This is a genomic window from Butyricicoccus porcorum, assembly GCF_002157465.1.
GTDB classification, from domain to species: Bacteria; Bacillota; Clostridia; order Oscillospirales; family Butyricicoccaceae; genus Butyricicoccus_A; species Butyricicoccus_A porcorum.
The window spans coordinates 71169-87122 of sequence record NZ_NHOC01000004.1; the positions used below are offsets into that span (position 1 = coordinate 71169).

The following is a 15954-nucleotide window of genomic DNA, read 5'->3' on the forward strand; positions in this document are numbered from 1 at the left end:
AATCTTTGAAAAAGCGCTCATCTGAACAGAGTTCAGATGAGCGCTTTGCTTTCTCCCTGCAAATATCGTTCCGCAGATACAACACAGCTCGCGCCGTCTGCCGCTGCCGTCACAGCCTGACGCAGCGGCTTGCTGCGGATGTCTCCTGCTGCAAACAGGCCGGGCAGATTCGTTTTGCCGTCCTCTCCCGTCAGCAGATATCCGGCCGCATCGCGTGCGGTCTCCGGCGGCAGACAATCCGTATGCGGCACGGAGCCGACTGCAATAAACACACCGTCCGTTGGGATCGTGCGTTTTACGCCCTGTGTATCTGTGGTAAATGCCGTGACCTGCTCCTTCCCGTGAATCGCCAGCACGACAGTGTTCCACAAAAAAACTACATTTTTCTTTGTGCGCAGCAATTCCTGCCGCCGCCGGTTGGCGCGCAGAGTCTCACGCCGGTGTACCAGATACACGGTTTCCGCCAAGTCGGACAGATATAAGGCATCGTCCACGGCGGTATCCCCGCCTCCGACAACCGCGACCGTCTTTCCACGAAAAAATGCGCCATCACAGGTTGCACAGTATGACACACCGTGTCCGGTATACTGTTCCTCTCCCGGCACCTCCAGCCTGCGTCGCTGCGTGCCCATGGCGGCGATGACTGCGCGCGCCTTATATCGCGTTCCATCCGCACACTGCACCTCCCAATGTGATTGCCTTTGAATAAGGCGCAATACCTCTGCGGTCTCAAACACACTGCCCAGTGCTTCCGCATGCCTGCGCATCGCCTGTGCGAGGTCAAAGCCGGATATCTGTGTCATTCCGGGATAATTTTCCACCTGCACGGCTTCTGCCAGTTGTCCGCCACCCATGCCGTCGCGTTCGAGTGTGCGCGCCTCCAGTGCTGCGCGCTGCGCATAAACGGACGCGCTCAACCCCGCGACACCTGCACCGACAATAATCAAATCCAGCATCTGCTTTCGCCTCGTTTCTGTCTGGAATATCCTTAGGTTTCCTGAAACAAGGTGAATTTATTCCATCGGAAACATAACAAAGGGCATGCCGTCCCTGTATGGAACACGGCATGCCCTTCCGCAGTGCGCCCCCGGGCGCAATCCCCCAGTGTTGACTTTTCAAATCCCCTTCAACCAGCTCGCGCAGCGCCTTGCCGCCGCAACAAACCGAACAGGTACAAGAAAAAATCAGCATATAGAAATAGGCTATTTCCTGTATCTAAGATATCATATTTCCTTCCGCCTGTCAATATCTAAAGATATTTATATATAATATCTTTAGAATTTTGATAGAGTCACAAATTTCGCATACATTATAAGTAAACCATGTGGGAAGTGATTGTGATAGATAGTCAAAAGCAAAAGATTACAGCGGAAACCGGACAGCGAATCCGCCATTTCCGCCAGCTGCGCGGCATCAGTCAGGAAGCGCTTGCGCTGAAAATTGGAATGAGTCCGGCCTATCTCGGACATTTGGAGCGTGGACTGAAATGTCCGACCATCGATACCCTTCACCGCATCACCGATGCACTGGGAATCTCGCTGTCAGATTTCTTTTCCTGCGACAACCTGGACAGCACCCGTGAACAGGAAACCCGCATCCAGCTTGCCATGCGACAGATTCCACCTCACAAAATGGAGCACATCGTTAAAATAATCGAAGAGTTAGCTGCATTGTATAAAGATGAAACCGGCACAGCCTGAACGTGACATGCACCTCATTTGCAGATAGTATCTCATACTGTCTGACAAATGGGGGCAGTTCATCTCGGGCTGTGCCGGTTTTATTTTAATAAAAATCGAAGTATTTGACGTATGTTATGCGTTGCTGCCGACAACCTGAACCTTAATCATGTTGGTCGTGCCGGAAACACCGATCGGAACACCAGACGTAATGACAGCGATGTCGCCTTCCTTCATCAGCCCCTGATCTCTGGTAGTATCCAATGCGTAATCGAACAGATCAAATACATTGTTCTTTTCCTCAACCAGAACCGGGCTGACACCCCATACGAGGTTGAGCTGGTGTGCGACCGTTTCGGACGGCGTACAGCCGATAATATCACAATCCGGACGATAGCGTGCAACCATACGCGCCGAGCGGCCGGACTTGGTTACCGTGACAATTGCGCGCGCATTCAGGTCATGCGCTGTCGTGCAGGTCGCATGGCAGATTGCATCCGTAATATCCGGATTTGCCTTTCTGTCGCGGACAAAGAAGCGCTTGCGGTAGTCGATGTCTTCCTCTGTGCGCTCCGCAATGCGCGCCATCATGGTCAGCGCCTCAACCGGGTACAGGCCGGCAGCGGTTTCGCCGGACAGCATGATTGCGCCGGTACCGTCATAAATTGCGTTTGCAACGTCGGTGACCTCCGCACGAGTCGGGCGCGGATTCTTCATCATGGAATCCAGCATCTGCGTCGCCGTGATGACCTGCTTACCTGCCAGCGTAACCTTCTTAATCAGCAGCTTCTGGATCGACGGAACATCCTCTGCCGGAATTTCAACGCCCATGTCGCCGCGGGCAATCATAACACCATCTGCCAGCGCAACAATGCCGTCGATGTTCTCAACGCCCTGCTGATTTTCAATCTTTGCAATGATGTTGATGTTTTCGCCGCCATTCTCATCCAGCAGCATGCGCAGCTGCTGTACGTCGTCCGGCGTGCGGACAAACGATGCCGCGATAAAGTCAACACCTTGCTCAATGCCGAACTTGATGTCTTCCTTATCCTTATCGCTCAGATACGGAATGGACAGATGTACGTCCGGTACATTGATGCCCTTGTGGTTGGAAACTGCGCCATCATTCAGGACACGGCACAGAATATCCTGCTCCTGCGTCTGCTCCACACGCAGCTCAATCAGACCGTCGTCGATCAGAATGCTCGTGCCCGTCTGCACATCCTTGTACAGATCCGGATAGGTAATCTGAATCTTTTCCGGCGTACCCAGGCAGGCGCGCGGGGTCAGGCGGAGCACCTCGCCCTTCTTCAGGAAAATCTTTCCGTCCTTCATATCGCCGGTACGGATTTCCGGTCCCTTGGTGTCCAGCAGGATGGCGATCGGCAGACCAGCTTCCTCACGAACTTTCTTCAGGCAGTCCATGCGCTGCTTGTGCTCCTCATGCGAGCCATGCGAAAAGTTGAAGCGCGCGACGTTCATGCCGGCCTGCGCCATCTGCCGCAAAACCTCGATGTCGTCGGTAGACGGGCCCATCGTACAAATAATTTTCGTTTTTCTCATAACCAATACCTCACAAAATACCCACGGGCATCCATTCTCAAATGCCCTCACACCGCACCAATTCAGTGCAAACGAAACCAACAATTTCCCAACAAACTACAAATTCTTTGTACTTTTATGGGTTGTTCCTATCCCCTAACATCCTAATTGGATTATACCATATTGCACAAAAACAGTCAATTGTTTTTATGCATGATTAACAAGATATTTTCGCCCGATCAATCGTATGTTTCGCCGAGGCTATTGTGTCCAATTCTGAGTGGTTTATGCCGGTTTTGAGCAAAAAAGCACCCGAACAGAGCCAAAACCTGTCCGGGCGCAATTTATAAAAATATGCAGTTTATTCTGCTGCGGGCGGAATTTCGCCGACACCGGACAGCACAAGGCGCGGACGGTACGGGAATTTATCGATATCCTCCGGAGCGGTTACACCGGACAGCACGAGAACGGTATCCAGGCCGGATTCAATGCCCGCGATCATATCAGTGTCCATGCGGTCACCCACCATTGCGGCCTCTTCAGAATGCACACCGAGCATGCGCAGGCCGGTGCGCATCATCAGCGGGTTCGGCTTTCCGACAAAGTATGCCTTCTTACCGGTCGCCCGCTCAATCGGAGCGATCAGCGCGCCGCAGCCGGGCACAATCCCGCTTTCCGTCGGGCCAGTGATATCGGAATTCGTACCGATCAGCTTTGCCCCCTTGTTGACCAGGCGGATCGCACGGACAATATTGTCATAGCTGAATGACTCCGGCTCGCCGATAACAACATAATCCGGATCAATCTCATTGACCGTGATGCCTGCGGCAAACAATGCATTCTGTAAGCCATGGTCACCGACGACATAAGCGCTGCATCCCGGCGCCTGATGGCTGAGGAAGCTCGCCGTCGCCAGTGCACTCGTATAAAAGTGTGACTCATCGACATCCAGACCCATGCGCGCCAGCTTCTGCTGAAGCTCCTTCGGCGTATAGTGGCTGGAATTGGTCAGGAACAGAAAATGCTTGTTTTCGCGCTGGAGCCAGTCGACAAACTCACGCACGCCGGGCAGAATTTTGTTCCCGTGGTAGATGACACCGTCCATATCACAGATAAAGCCGGATTTCTCTCTCAAACGATCCATACAGTCTTTTCCTTCTTTCCGTATTCAGAATGACCGTCCGCTCTGACGGCCTATATTCAAGGTATCAGAATGATGCGCACATGTCAACCATACATAAAAAAATCCCCTCATATATACCGCATATTCGCGCAAATATATGAGGGAATGCATCAGCCGATTTTATAACCCACGCCGCGGATGGTCTGAATTTTGGTGCCGTCGTCATCGATTTTCCGGCGCAGCGTATTGATATGGATATCCACCGTGCGTGTTTCGACATCATAGCCTGTGTCCCACACATGCTCCATAATGCTTTCGCGCGTGACAACGCGCCCCTGATTTTCCAGCAGAAACCACAGCAGCTTGAACTCCTTGCGTGTCAGATGGATTTCCTCACCGCGCAGGGTGACAATATGGCTGTCTCCAAAGATGGATACATCCTTATATGTATAATGTTCCTCTGTATCCTCTCCATTCGCGCCTGTTCGCCGTGCAACCGCGCGGATGCGCGAAAGCAGCTCAAGGATACCGAACGGCTTTGCCACATAATCGTCGGCGCCGAGATCCAACCCGGTCACCTTATCCATTTCCGATGCCTTTGCAGTCAGCATGATGATGGGGATGGACGCAGTCCGGTCGGATGCGCGCAGTCGCTTCAAAATGGACAGTCCATTCTCACCCGGCAGCATAATATCCAGCAGGATCATATCAGGCAGACGCGCGCGCATGGCTACATTCAGCTCCCGGCCACTTTCAAATCCGCTCGCCTCAAATCCGTTGCCGCTGAGCGCGTACAGCACCATCGTGCGGATGCTCTCATCGTCTTCGACCAGATAGATGTTCATTCCCTTTCCCTCTCTGTGCTTCAGCCCAGCACGCGCATCTTTTTATGCGTGCCGGTGATGGAAAATTCAACCCACTCGGAGATATTGACCGCGTGATCTCCAATGCGTTCAAAATACTTGGCAATCATCATGATGTCCATCGCCTGCTCTGCGTCCTCAAGCGATTCGTGGATGCGCTCCACCAGCACGGTACGTGTCTCCGAAAACAACTTGTCTACGACATCATCATACTCAACAACGGCATGTGCTGCCGCAAGGTCTCGTGCAACAAAGGCATCGATAGAATCACGTACCATTTTAATGGTCGCCTCCGCCATATACGACAGCTGCTCCGGCGCAACATACGACGGCTTTTCACACAGGAACAGCGTGACCTCTGCAATATCCTCCGCGAGGTCGCCGATCCGTTCCATATCGGTAATCATTTTGAGGGCAGTCGAAATTTCGCGCAGATCACGCGCCACCGGCTGCTGCTGAAGCAGCAGCTTGAGGCAGGCACTCTCAATTTCACGCTCCTTCTGGTCGACCTCCTTGTCGCCCGCCATCGTTATGCGTGCCAGATCAGCGTCATATTTTTTCAATGCCTCAACGGCACGGCTGATCGCTGTTTCCACAAGGGCTGCCATCGAAATCAGATCCTCGTGCATTCTGGTTAGTTCTCTGTCAAAACGGTTTCTCATGGGTACCCCTCCATCAGCCGAAACGTCCGGTGATATAATTTTCTGTTCTCTGATCCTTCGGCATGGAGAACAATTCCTCGGTGTTTTCAAATTCGATGACCTCACCCAGCAGGAAGAACGCAGTCTTATCAGATACGCGTGTCGCCTGCTGCATGTTGTGCGTTACCATGACGATGGTATAATCCTTTTTGAGCTCCTGTACCAGATCTTCGACCTTCATCGTGGAAATCGGGTCAAGTGCACTGGTTGGCTCGTCCATCAGCAAAACCTCTGGCTGGATGGCGAGCGCACGCGCGATACAAAGACGCTGCTGCTGTCCGCCGGACATACCCAGCGCACTCTTGTGCAGGCGATCCTTGACCTCGTCCCAGATTGCCGCATCGCGCAGACTCTTTTCGACAATGACATCCAGCTTTGCCTTGTTGCGGATACCGTGCGTGCGCGGGCCGAAGGCGATGTTGTCATAAATGCTCATCGGGAACGGATTCGGCTTCTGGAACACCATGCCGACGCGACGGCGCAGGACATTGACATCCATGCGGTCGAAGATATCTTCTCCGTCCAGTAAAACTGTGCCGTCGATGTGGCAGCCCTCAACCAGATCGTTCATGCGGTTGAGTGTTTTGAGCAGCGTGGATTTGCCGCAGCCGGAGGGACCGATAAATGCGGTGATTTCTTTCTCTGGCAGCTCCAGATTGATGTTCTTGAGCGCATGGAAATCGCCGTAATGCAGGTCAAGATTTTTGATGGAATATTTTGTATTCACAGCCATAACAGACTCCTCTTACTTTTTTGTCAGCTTTCGCGCAATGAGAGCGGAAACGGTATTCATAACCAGTACAATAAGCAGCAGGACAACTGCGGTTGCATATGCCTGGTCGGTATGCAGGCCCTCGCTGGACAGGCAGTACATATGGACTGCCAGCGTGCGGCCGGAAGAAAACAGGCTGGTCGGAATATCTGTCGCCGTGCCCGCTGTATACATGAGTGCAGCAGTTTCGCCGACGACACGGCCGACCGCCAGAATAATGCCCGCCAGAATACCCGGCATGGCTGACGGAAGAACAATGCGGAAAACGGTGCGCAGCTTGCCTGCACCCAGGCCAAAGCTCGCCTCACGGTACATGTCCGGCACAGCAAGCAGTGCCTCCTCTGTGCTTCGCATGATGAGCGGGAGGATCATAATGGACAGCGTCAGCGCACCGGACAGCAGCGACATTTTCCAGCCGAGCTGTGTAACGAAAAACAGCATGCCGAACAGGCCGTAAACGATCGACGGGATACCGGACAGCGTTTCGGTCGTCAGGCGCATCAGGCCGACCAGCTTGTTGCCCTTTTTCGCGTATTCAACCAGATAAACGGCGGTAAATACGCTGATTGGAATCGCAATCAGCAGCGAAAGCAGCGTCATTTCAACCGTTGTGATGATAGAAGGCATCATCGAACAGTTTTCCGATGTGTACTCCAGCGAAAACAGGTCGGGGGTCAGATACGGAATGCCCCGAATCAGGATATAACCGATCAGAAACAGAAGCACAGCAAAGGTAAAGATTGCCGCACTGTAAACAAGGACACGCAGAAGCAGAGACAAAATCCCCTGTGTCGATTTCGGTTCAGAGTCGCGCCTGCCCGTGCGCACGGTTTCGCGCGGCATGGATATTACGCCGCCAGCGGGATTGCTCATGCCTTTTCACCTCTCTTTTTAATCAGTGCAAATGCAAAGTTAATCAACAGAATAAAGATAAACAGGACAACGCCGGTCGCAATCAGAGCTTCGCGGTGCAGGCCGGTCGCATAGCCCATCTCCAGTACAATGTTGGCAGTCATGGTGCGGATTCCCTTGAAAATGCCGCGCGGCATGGCAGCCTGATTGCCGGCAACCATGATAACCGCCATGGTTTCACCGATGGCGCGGCCGATTCCGAGTACGACTGCCGCAAGCAGGCCGGACTTTGCCGCCGGAAGAACTGCAAAGAAAACCGAACGCTCATGCGTCGCACCGAGTGCCAGCGCGCCCTCATAATAGCTGTTCGGAACAGCATTGATAGACGATTCACTCAAGTTGATGACCGTCGGCAGAATCATAATGCCGAGCAGAACTGCCGCCGTCAGCATGCTGACACCGGTACAGCCCGGAATCATACGTGCGAGCGGAACCATGACAACCAGTCCGAAAAAGCCGTAAATAATAGATGGAATTCCCGCCATCAATTGAACCAGAGGTTCCAGAATGCTGTGCAGTTTTTTCGGACAGAAGCGGGACAGATATACCGCAGTCAACACGCCAATCGGCACACCGATGATGACCGCACCCAGCGTGACACACAGGCTGCCGACTATCATCGGAAGAATGCCATAGGATGCCGGTTCGTTTTTCGGTGCCCACTTGGTTCCAAACAGGAAGTCAACAAATCCGATTTCCTTCATCGCCGGAATGCCGTTTGCGAACAGGAACACACAGATCAGGACAACCGCGACAATGGACATACATGCGCACAGGGCAAACAGCCATGACATACCGCGTTCCATAATTTTTTGTCGTTTCATAAAATCCAACCTCAAAAATACGTTCAGATACAACAGTTCCCTCCGGCGGACAATACGTCCGACGGAGGGAAGCTGTGTCACATTCAGCCGATTTCGCTCCAGTCGGTGGTTTCACCGGTGAAGATGCTGCATACCTGCTCGGTGGACAGCTCCTCAATCGGGTTCTCCGGATTGACGATGACCGCAATGCCGTCCAGTGCAATCTGAACCGGGGTCAGGGTCGCCAGCTCTTCCTCGCTCAGCTCACGGGATGCCATGCCGATGTCGCATACGCCCTCAATGGTGTTGTTCATACCGGTGGTGGAGTCAGACTCCTGGATGGTGATCTTGACGTTCGGATTGACCGCTTCATATGCTTCCTTCAGCTTCTCCATAACCGGAGTGACGGAGGAGGAACCTGCAACCGTGATCTCGCCGGTGGAGCCGTCAGAGGTAAACGCGTCTGCATCCTCATTGATCTGGATGTAGCCGTTGTCGGTGACAACCTTCTGACCGTCTGCCGACAGGATGAAGTTCATGAAGTCCTTGGCTGCACCGGTCGGCTCACCCTTGGTTGCGATGTTGAACGGACGGGATACCTTGTAGCTGCCGTTCAGGACATTCTCGGTCGTTGCTTCTGCGCCGTCTATGGCGAGTACCTTGATGGAATCGTTGACAGAGCCCAGGGATGCATAGCCGATGGCATTCTTATCACCGGATACGTTCTGCATCATGACTTCCGTCTGGTTTGCGATGATCGCATCCGCGGTGGTGTTGTCGACCTTTTCATCGCCGTTCTTGGTCTGGATGCCGAACAGTTCGATAAACGCGCCGCGCGTGCCGGAACCATCCTCACGGGATACGACATCGATTGCGCCGCTCATGGAAGCTGCTGCGGAAGAACCGGAACCCTGGTCTGCCGCCGCGCTGTCGGTGCCGGCGTCAGAAGAACTGCCGCAGCCTGCAAGTGCGCTCATCAGTACGATACCTGTCAGCGTCATTGCGCCGAACTTTTTCATTGCCGTTGTAAATTTCATGTTGATTTCCTTTCATGTCTTTGTTGTTTTCGATATTTGCTTTCAACAGTGTCTATTCTAAACGCGCTGTGTAAAGTCATCTACCGGCTTTTCGTAAAATGTTTGTAAATGCAAAAAATCACTCATTTTTCGCAAAATGAATGATTTATATAAATAAAATGTATGAATTTTGTAAAATCGTTGTTGTTTCTCACTTTTCGCTGTGCGGATGCTCATCACCGAAAATCATGTCATCGATGTCCGGACGCTTCGGGTCCGCATGGTAATAATCCCAAATCTGAATCAATGCACTCACCTCCTCTGCCTATTCTATGTCTCTTTCTCTTTGTGTTTCCTGTTAGAATCTACAATACTGACCGGACAAAGTCAACCGAATTTTTCAAACTTTACCGGAGGCATACGAAGAAATTGCATTTGCTTTGCATGTTCTTCCAGTTGTCTGGTAAAGTTTACACAACTTAGCCGTCATTTTGCACGTTGCAAACAACTGCCCTATACGGTAGGATAGTATTACATACAATAACAACAATCGGAAAGGACGATTTCTATGTTTTTCTCACTCCCGTTGCTTTGTGTCTCCTGTCTGCTGCCCGTGATTATGCTGGTTCTCGGCTTCCGCTGGAAGACCTCCGTACCGGCACGCGACGCAAAGCTCAGCTACCACACCACACTCGCCTGCAAATCAGATGAAACGTGGACATTTGCACACCACTGCTTTGCTGCACGCTGCCGCAGGCAGGGAGCTATCCTGCTCATCGCCTCGCTGATCCTGCTGTTTGCATCATTTCTTTTCGTGCCGAACTGGTCGAGCATTATCGCAATGGCGCTGGTCTGCGTACAGGCACTGTCCACCCTGCTGCTGATCCTGCCGGTGGAAAATGCGATCTATGACAACTTCGGCGGCAATGCCCCCGCCGGGACAAACTCTGCTTCCTGAACCGCTTCCCCTTCGGAGACACACGCCGAAGGGGATTTTTTTCTGATACCAGACTGAAAGGAAACTGTCAGCATATTGTTATTGTCATCTTTGTCCATATGGTCTATAATATAAGAAGAAATATTAGCACATTTCACAAATCTGCTGACATACAGGGAGGTATATCCATGAAAACGAGACTACTTTCTGTTCTCCTCGCTGGTACGCTGCTTTTCAGCGGAGTCGGCGAGCTTGCAGTTTCCGCGCAGGCGGTTGAAGCCCAGTCCCCCGCGCCCTCCGTACAGGTGGCTGAAAACCAGCCTGCGGTACAGGAACAGACTGCGACCGATGCACAAAGCATCTCTATTTATCCGAATCAGCTCTGGATGCGTGCCGGCGAGCAGACACAGCTCACCGCTTCCATCCTGCCAGACGATTGCGAAGAAACCGTTTCGTGGTCGGGCAACGATTCTTCTGTCTGCTCGGTCAGCGAAGATGGCACTGTCACCGCATTGAACAACGGTACCGCTGAGATTACCGCTCAAGCGGGCAGTGTTTCGGCAACCTGCACCGTGCAGGTCGGCCTCACTGCACCGACGCTTTCCAGCATTGTCATCGATGACGAACAGCATGCATCGCTGTCCTGGGATCCTGTCCCGGACTGCGACGGCTATCGCGTTTCCCGCCGGGCATCCGAATCGGATGAATGGCAGGACATGGAAACGCTGACCGGAACGAATTGGACGGATATGACCATGACCGCTGTTACCGGTTGGCAATATGGCGTGCGCGCCTACAAGCTGCGCAACAGCCAGACCGACGATGAAGAAACACTCTGGAGCGACTATGTCTGCGCAGAGGTGCCTGTGGTCGAACAGCAGCCTGAACTCGATATTCCTGCACGGCCCGCTGCCCCGGTGCTGGTCGGAGCAGAAGCCCTGTCTTCCGGCGGCATCCGCATCAGCTGGAATGCAGTGTCCGGTGCGAGCGGCTACCGCGTTTACCGCAAAAACGGCAGCAAATGGGATCTGCTGCGCGTCATCAAGAGTCCATCCGCAACCAGCTATATCGACGCTTCGGCAGAACCCGCCACCACATATACGTATACCGTCCGCGCATTCAGCCGCGGCGGCAAAAAAATTCTGCTCAGCGATTATGACGCTGTGGGCGTTTCCGCTACAGCTGTCACAATCTCTGTTCCGCATCTCGAAGACATCTCTTCGAGCGCCTATGACCGCCTGACCGTCACCTGGACTGAGGTGCGCAAGGCCGAGGGCTATGTCCTCTACCGCCGCACCAGCCCGACTGACAGCTGGACCAAGCTCACAACCATCACCAGTGGTACAACAGACAGCTATACCGATACCACAGTGACCTGCGGACAGACCTATTATTACACACTGTCTGCCTACTGCACGGTGGGGGACAAGAAGATCTACAGCAGCTACGACGAAGCAGGCATCAGCGGAAAGGCACTTCCCGCTGCCCCGGCGCTCAAGAGTGCGGTTTCTGCGAGCGCGACCAGCATTACCCTCACCTGGGGTACAGTCAGTGGTGCAAGCGGCTACCGCATGTACCGCAGGACGAGCACCTCTGAGGCATGGACATGTATCGGCGACCTCACCGGCTCTACGCGCGACAACTACACCAACACCGGTCTGAAAACCGGTCAGCGCTATTATTATACGGTTGCGGCATTCTGCAAGCTGTCCGACGGCACCATCGTCAAGGGACCCTACAACACCACAGGCATCAGCGCCGTCCCGACGGCAAAACCATACGGCAATGTCTATGCCACATACAGCACCCAGTACAAATCCTCTCAGGTAAACCGCACGACCAATCTCAATATTGCGTGCAAAACCATCAACGGTACCATCCTCAAGCCGGGCGAAACCTTCTCCTTCAACGGTACACTCGGCGTGCGCACACCGGAAAAGGGCTACAAGCCCGCCACTATCTTTACCGGCAGCTCCGGTACTGCGCAGGAGGTCGGCGGCGGCATCTGCCAGGTCGCATCCACCATGTTCAACACCGCCCTGCTCGCCAACAGCACCATCGTCGAACGCTACCCTCATTCGCAGAAGGTCAACTATTGTCCGGTGGGACGCGATGCCGGTATTTACTACGGCTCGAAAAATTTCCAGTTCAAGAACAACACCAATTACAATATTAAGATTAAGTCGTGGATTTCCGACGGAACACTGACCGTCCAGCTGCTCACGACGGAACAGGTCAAACCGCCATCTGTCAGCCTGTCGGTTTCCAAATCCGGCAACACCTATACGCTGAAGCGTACGGTAAACGGCAAAGTCAACTACACGACCAAAAGCACATACTGATTGAAACAGAAGCAACATACGGTGTGGCCTTCGGGCTGCACCGTATTGGATTGGAACAACGTTCTCTTTGCAGCGGTCAAAAGAAAGCGCAGCTCCGTTATCCCCGGACAGACAGGTGCTTTTGTCCCATAAGTTCTCCGAACATTGCACCGCCAAGAATCAGGACTGCACCCAGAAACTGTACAGGCAGCATGGCCTCCTTCAGGAGTACCGTAGAGAAGAACACCGCCGAAAGCGGCTCCAGATAGCCACAGATCGCAACCGTCTGCACCGACAGGTTTCCAATTGATGAAAAATACAGATAACATCCTATGCCTGTATTGAGCAGGCCGAGAATACAGACCGGTGCAAGACTCTCAGCGGGAATTTCCATCGCATATCCCTGCTTCAGTCCCACAAAAACCGCAACGGTCAAAAAACCGGTCAGCAATTGCAGTGCTGCATTTTCCAGTCCCGCAATATCCTTCGCTTTCTTGTTGCAGATCACCATGAGGGAATACATCACCGCTGACAGCAGCCCTCACAAAATCCCAAACGGATCGCTGCCGCCCTGCGCAGTTCCGTTTAACATGACAACCCCGATCAGTACGGACAGAAATCCGGCTATCTTGTATCCCGTCAGTTTTTCTCCAAACACAAGCGGCGACAGCACCATGACAATGACAGGTCCGCAATAATATAACAGCGATGCGATGCCCACACCAATGCGAAAATACGCCTCATACAAAAACATCCAGCTTGTCCCCATCGCAATGCCGGAGACAGCGAGAAATATCATCTGCCTCCTGTGCCTGAAAAATGTGAACCTGCCTCCCGTCAGAACAAACAGTGCCATCAGCAGGAGACCTCCGATGCATGTGCGGAGCAACACAATGTGCAGGCTGTCCAGTTCAATATAGCTTGCGACAATGCCGTTTGTGCCAAACAACAGCAGAGCCAACAAATACTTAACAAAAGAACGCTTCATCCGGTTTCCTTTCCCTCGTGCAGCGAATGCCCTCCCCCCTGCAGTGGCATTCACTGCATTTTTTCTTGATTTTTTCCTTCGTTATTGTATCATAGATATATCTATCGAAAAAGCGAATGTTTTTCATTATAAGCATGACAAAATCAGATATCAGAAGGCCGAATCATGGACAGGAACATTCAGAAATATATGTCGTTTGTAAAAGCTGTCGAGTACGGCAGCTTTACAAAAGCGGCAGAACGACTGCATTATTCTCAGTCGGGAATCAGCCGCATGATTGGCGATCTCGAAAAGGAATGGAACATCGTTCTGTTGGAACGCCGAAAGGACGGTGTCCGTCTGACCTCTGAGGGAATGAAGCTGCTGCCGCATGCAAAAAATCTGGTTGCAGAATATGAAAAGCTGCAAATGCAGGTGGATGAGCTGAACGGGCTGCAATCCGGTCTCATCCGAATCGGCACCTTTTCCAGCGTTGCCACGCACTGGCTGCCAAACATCATTCGAGAATTCCAAAAGAGCTATCCACAGATCGAATATGAACTGCTGCTCGGAGATTACTCCGAAATTGAGACATGGATTCTGGACGGGCGGGTCGACTGCGGTTTCCTGCGGCTGCCAGCGCATCCGGAGCTCGACACAATTTTTCTCGAACAGGATCAGCTGATGGCAATTCTTCCCGAGAATCATCCGCTGAAGGACTGCGAAAAATTTCCTATTTCCGCGTTGTGCACAGAACCCTTTCTGCTGCTGGAAAAAGGGGGAAAAGCGGAGATATCAGAAATATTTGAATCAAATGGACTGGTACCGGATGTGCGGTTTACGACATGGGATGATTATGCCGTCATGTCGATGGTGGAAAGCGGCCTGGGCATCAGCATTTTACCGCAGCTGATTCTGAAGCGGGTGCCGTATCGCATTGTTGCAAAGGAACTGGATGTTCCGGCATACCGCAGCATCGGGCTCGCTCTGAGGGACAAAGAAACCGCTTCACTTGCCGTAAAGCGGTTTCTTGATTATTTACCGTATCGGTGATCCCGGTAAGGCTTCCTCCCGCCGGAATTCGCCCGACTTTCCGCCGCTTTTGTGCAGCAGATAAATTTCGTCGATGTGCATGCCCCGGTCGACCGCCTTGCACATGTCATAAATCGTCAGCGCGGCGGTCGAGGCCGCTGTCAGCGCCTCCATCTCTATACCGGTCTTCCAGGTACACCGCGCCGTCACGACAATGCGCAGCTGTGTGTCGTTTTGCGGTTCGATGTCCACGGTGACGTTGTCAATCGGAATGGCATGGCACATTGGAATCAGTTCGGCTGTGCGCTTCGCCGCCATGATGCCCGCAATGCGTGCACAACCGAGCACATCGCCTTTTTTTGTCCGGTCGGACAGAATCATGCGCAGGGTCTCCGGCTGCATCGTCACAACCGCCTGCGCCTGTGCTTCGCGCCGCGTGATGTCCTTTTCCCCGACATCCACCATATGCGCGTCGCCGTTCTCATTGATATGCGTCAGCTTCATGCCTGTCCCTCCCAGTCATCGATTTCACACGGTACGCTGCGGAATTTCCGGTCGGTATAATCCGCCTCAATGCGATTGTGCGGCGGGCACGTCAAAAAGCGCGCGTCATCCCACGGACCATTGACCAGTGCCTGCAAATACTCCATGCTCCCATTTACTTTGCGAAATTCCCAGCCGAAGTCGTCCGCTGCCTGCCGCGCATATGCCTCATGCTCCGGACAATCTCCATATGGACAGGTGATATACCCGCAGTAGGCATAATTCGTCATCCAGTTGTTCGTGCACTCCATCAGGTAATCCGCGTTTTCCTCGCCATATTCTTCCACATACTGCGCGCGCTGGATGCGATAATTCTCCTTTGACGGTGTAAAAGCCTGCTCAATCCAGCCGCGATTGTACCAGTAGGCACCCGGCATGCTGCGGAACAGCTCGCGGTAGCGCTCTGCCGAGCCAAGAAACAGCGAAATGCAATCGTCGCAGCGCGGCACGACAACCGGCAGCGTCTGGCTGCGCAGGCCGAGCACGCCATTAGAACACAGCCCGTATGCCAGCACAATCGCGTCAAATCGCAGGTTTTCCCGCAGGGCTTCATTCTCACATTCCACCGCGTCGATGGTCTTTTGCAGCTCGGCACGCAGGATATCCGGTGTGTCGTGCAGTCCCTGCCGCAGCCACCACACGCGCACAACATGTCCGCTCTCAGCCGCCAGCCTGCTGATTTCCCGATTCGTGACCATACACCCGATCAATGCTATCCTCATCACATTTTCCTCCGTTTGCTT

Annotated in this window: 17 protein-coding genes; 4 read left to right on the plus strand and 13 right to left on the minus strand. The window is 53.0% G+C overall.

Going from position 1 to position 15954, the window contains the following annotated elements; genetic code table 11:
- Positions 1-32 precede the first annotated feature (32 nt).
- Positions 33-956 carry an NAD(P)/FAD-dependent oxidoreductase gene (locus CBW42_RS04630; RefSeq protein ID WP_087018238.1) on the minus strand — a complete coding sequence of 308 codons (924 nt, stop codon included), beginning with the start codon at positions 954-956 and terminating at the stop codon, positions 33-35.
- Between the two features lie 381 nt (positions 957-1337).
- Here CBW42_RS04630 and CBW42_RS04635 point away from each other — a divergent pair, with 381 nt between their 5' ends.
- On the plus strand, positions 1338-1700 hold the full coding sequence (locus CBW42_RS04635) for a helix-turn-helix domain-containing protein (RefSeq protein ID WP_205703611.1): 363 nt from the start codon (positions 1338-1340) through the stop codon (positions 1698-1700).
- Between the two features lie 114 nt (positions 1701-1814).
- Here CBW42_RS04635 and pyk read toward each other — a convergent pair whose 3' ends face one another.
- The 8 genes from pyk to CBW42_RS04675 form a co-directional block, all read right to left on the minus strand.
- Complete coding sequence (gene pyk, locus CBW42_RS04640) at positions 1815-3242, minus strand: pyruvate kinase (protein WP_165761060.1); 1428 nt, start codon at positions 3240-3242, stop codon at positions 1815-1817.
- Between the two features lie 340 nt (positions 3243-3582).
- Positions 3583-4365, minus strand: coding sequence for an HAD-IIA family hydrolase (locus CBW42_RS04645; RefSeq protein WP_087018244.1), 783 nt, complete (start codon positions 4363-4365; stop codon positions 3583-3585).
- 149 nt (positions 4366-4514) lie between these two features.
- Complete coding sequence (locus tag CBW42_RS04650; RefSeq protein ID WP_087018246.1) at positions 4515-5189, minus strand: winged helix-turn-helix domain-containing protein; 675 nt, start codon at positions 5187-5189, stop codon at positions 4515-4517.
- Positions 5190-5209: 20 nt separating this feature from the next.
- Positions 5210-5869, minus strand: coding sequence for a phosphate signaling complex protein PhoU (gene phoU / locus CBW42_RS04655; protein ID WP_087018248.1), 660 nt, complete (start codon positions 5867-5869; stop codon positions 5210-5212).
- Positions 5870-5882: 13 nt separating this feature from the next.
- Positions 5883-6641 (minus strand): phosphate ABC transporter ATP-binding protein PstB, encoded by a 759-nt coding sequence (pstB, locus tag CBW42_RS04660; protein ID WP_087018250.1) that lies wholly within the window; start codon positions 6639-6641, stop codon positions 5883-5885.
- A gap of 12 nt (positions 6642-6653) precedes the next feature.
- On the minus strand, positions 6654-7553 hold the full coding sequence (gene pstA, locus CBW42_RS04665; RefSeq protein ID WP_242969794.1) for a phosphate ABC transporter permease PstA: 900 nt from the start codon (positions 7551-7553) through the stop codon (positions 6654-6656).
- Positions 7550-8416 (minus strand): phosphate ABC transporter permease subunit PstC, encoded by an 867-nt coding sequence (pstC, locus tag CBW42_RS04670; RefSeq protein WP_087018252.1) that lies wholly within the window; start codon positions 8414-8416, stop codon positions 7550-7552. Before pstC ends, pstA begins: the two co-directional genes overlap by 4 nt.
- Positions 8417-8499: 83 nt before the next feature.
- On the minus strand, positions 8500-9432 hold the full coding sequence (locus CBW42_RS04675) for a substrate-binding domain-containing protein (RefSeq protein WP_242969795.1): 933 nt from the start codon (positions 9430-9432) through the stop codon (positions 8500-8502).
- A gap of 547 nt (positions 9433-9979) precedes the next feature.
- Between CBW42_RS04675 and CBW42_RS04680 the strand changes: the two genes are divergently transcribed.
- Together CBW42_RS04680 and CBW42_RS04685 are read left to right on the plus strand one after the other, a co-directional pair.
- Positions 9980-10369 (plus strand): SdpI family protein, encoded by a 390-nt coding sequence (locus tag CBW42_RS04680; RefSeq protein WP_087018255.1) that lies wholly within the window; start codon positions 9980-9982, stop codon positions 10367-10369.
- A gap of 167 nt (positions 10370-10536) precedes the next feature.
- Positions 10537-12690 carry a VanW family protein gene (locus CBW42_RS04685; RefSeq protein ID WP_165761061.1) on the plus strand — a complete coding sequence of 718 codons (2154 nt, stop codon included), beginning with the start codon at positions 10537-10539 and terminating at the stop codon, positions 12688-12690.
- Positions 12691-12787: 97 nt separating this feature from the next.
- Here CBW42_RS04685 and CBW42_RS15230 read toward each other — a convergent pair whose 3' ends face one another.
- Together CBW42_RS15230 and CBW42_RS15235 are read right to left on the minus strand one after the other, a co-directional pair.
- Positions 12788-13195 carry a DMT family transporter gene (locus CBW42_RS15230; protein WP_330395842.1) on the minus strand — a complete coding sequence of 136 codons (408 nt, stop codon included), beginning with the start codon at positions 13193-13195 and terminating at the stop codon, positions 12788-12790.
- Between the two features lie 15 nt (positions 13196-13210).
- Complete coding sequence (locus CBW42_RS15235) at positions 13211-13657, minus strand: DMT family transporter (protein WP_330395843.1); 447 nt, start codon at positions 13655-13657, stop codon at positions 13211-13213.
- A 165-nt stretch (positions 13658-13822) separates the two neighbouring features.
- Here CBW42_RS15235 and CBW42_RS04695 point away from each other — a divergent pair, with 165 nt between their 5' ends.
- Entirely contained in the window at positions 13823-14689 is an 867-nt protein-coding gene (locus tag CBW42_RS04695) for a LysR family transcriptional regulator (protein ID WP_087018259.1), read from the plus strand.
- On the opposite strand, the gene moaC is transcribed toward CBW42_RS04695, so the two are convergent.
- Both moaC and CBW42_RS04705 read right to left on the minus strand, forming a co-directional pair.
- Positions 14675-15172, minus strand: a complete 498-nt coding sequence (moaC, locus tag CBW42_RS04700) for a cyclic pyranopterin monophosphate synthase MoaC (RefSeq protein ID WP_087018261.1) — start codon at positions 15170-15172, stop codon at positions 14675-14677. The two genes, CBW42_RS04695 and moaC, sit on opposite strands and share 15 nt — an antisense overlap.
- Complete coding sequence (locus CBW42_RS04705; protein ID WP_165761062.1) at positions 15169-15933, minus strand: DUF1638 domain-containing protein; 765 nt, start codon at positions 15931-15933, stop codon at positions 15169-15171. Before CBW42_RS04705 ends, moaC begins: the two co-directional genes overlap by 4 nt.
- Positions 15934-15954: the final 21 nt, after the last annotated feature.

Coding starts and splice junctions, on each gene's coding strand:
- CBW42_RS04630 (WP_087018238.1), bottom strand. CDS start 956: ATGCTGGATTTGATTATTGTCGGTGCAGGTGTCGCGGGGTTGAGCGCG.
- pyk (WP_165761060.1), bottom strand. CDS start 3,242: ATGAGAAAAACGAAAATTATTTGTACGATGGGCCCGTCTACCGACGAC.
- CBW42_RS04645 (WP_087018244.1), bottom strand. CDS start 4,365: ATGGATCGTTTGAGAGAGAAATCCGGCTTTATCTGTGATATGGACGGT.
- CBW42_RS04650 (WP_087018246.1), bottom strand. CDS start 5,189: ATGAACATCTATCTGGTCGAAGACGATGAGAGCATCCGCACGATGGTG.
- phoU (WP_087018248.1), bottom strand. CDS start 5,869: ATGAGAAACCGTTTTGACAGAGAACTAACCAGAATGCACGAGGATCTG.
- pstB (WP_087018250.1), bottom strand. CDS start 6,641: ATGGCTGTGAATACAAAATATTCCATCAAAAATCTTGACCTGCATTAC.
- pstA (WP_242969794.1), bottom strand. CDS start 7,553: ATGAGCAATCCCGCTGGCGGCGTAATATCCATGCCGCGCGAAACCGTG.
- pstC (WP_087018252.1), bottom strand. CDS start 8,416: ATGAAACGACAAAAAATTATGGAACGCGGTATGTCATGGCTGTTTGCC.
- CBW42_RS04675 (WP_242969795.1), bottom strand. CDS start 9,432: ATGAAATTTACAACGGCAATGAAAAAGTTCGGCGCAATGACGCTGACA.
- CBW42_RS04680 (WP_087018255.1), top strand. CDS start 9,980: ATGTTTTTCTCACTCCCGTTGCTTTGTGTCTCCTGTCTGCTGCCCGTG.
- CBW42_RS04685 (WP_165761061.1), top strand. CDS start 10,537: ATGAAAACGAGACTACTTTCTGTTCTCCTCGCTGGTACGCTGCTTTTC.
- CBW42_RS15235 (WP_330395843.1), bottom strand. CDS start 13,657: ATGAAGCGTTCTTTTGTTAAGTATTTGTTGGCTCTGCTGTTGTTTGGC.
- CBW42_RS04695 (WP_087018259.1), top strand. CDS start 13,823: ATGGACAGGAACATTCAGAAATATATGTCGTTTGTAAAAGCTGTCGAG.
- moaC (WP_087018261.1), bottom strand. CDS start 15,172: ATGAAGCTGACGCATATCAATGAGAACGGCGACGCGCATATGGTGGAT.
- CBW42_RS04705 (WP_165761062.1), bottom strand. CDS start 15,933: ATGAGGATAGCATTGATCGGGTGTATGGTCACGAATCGGGAAATCAGC.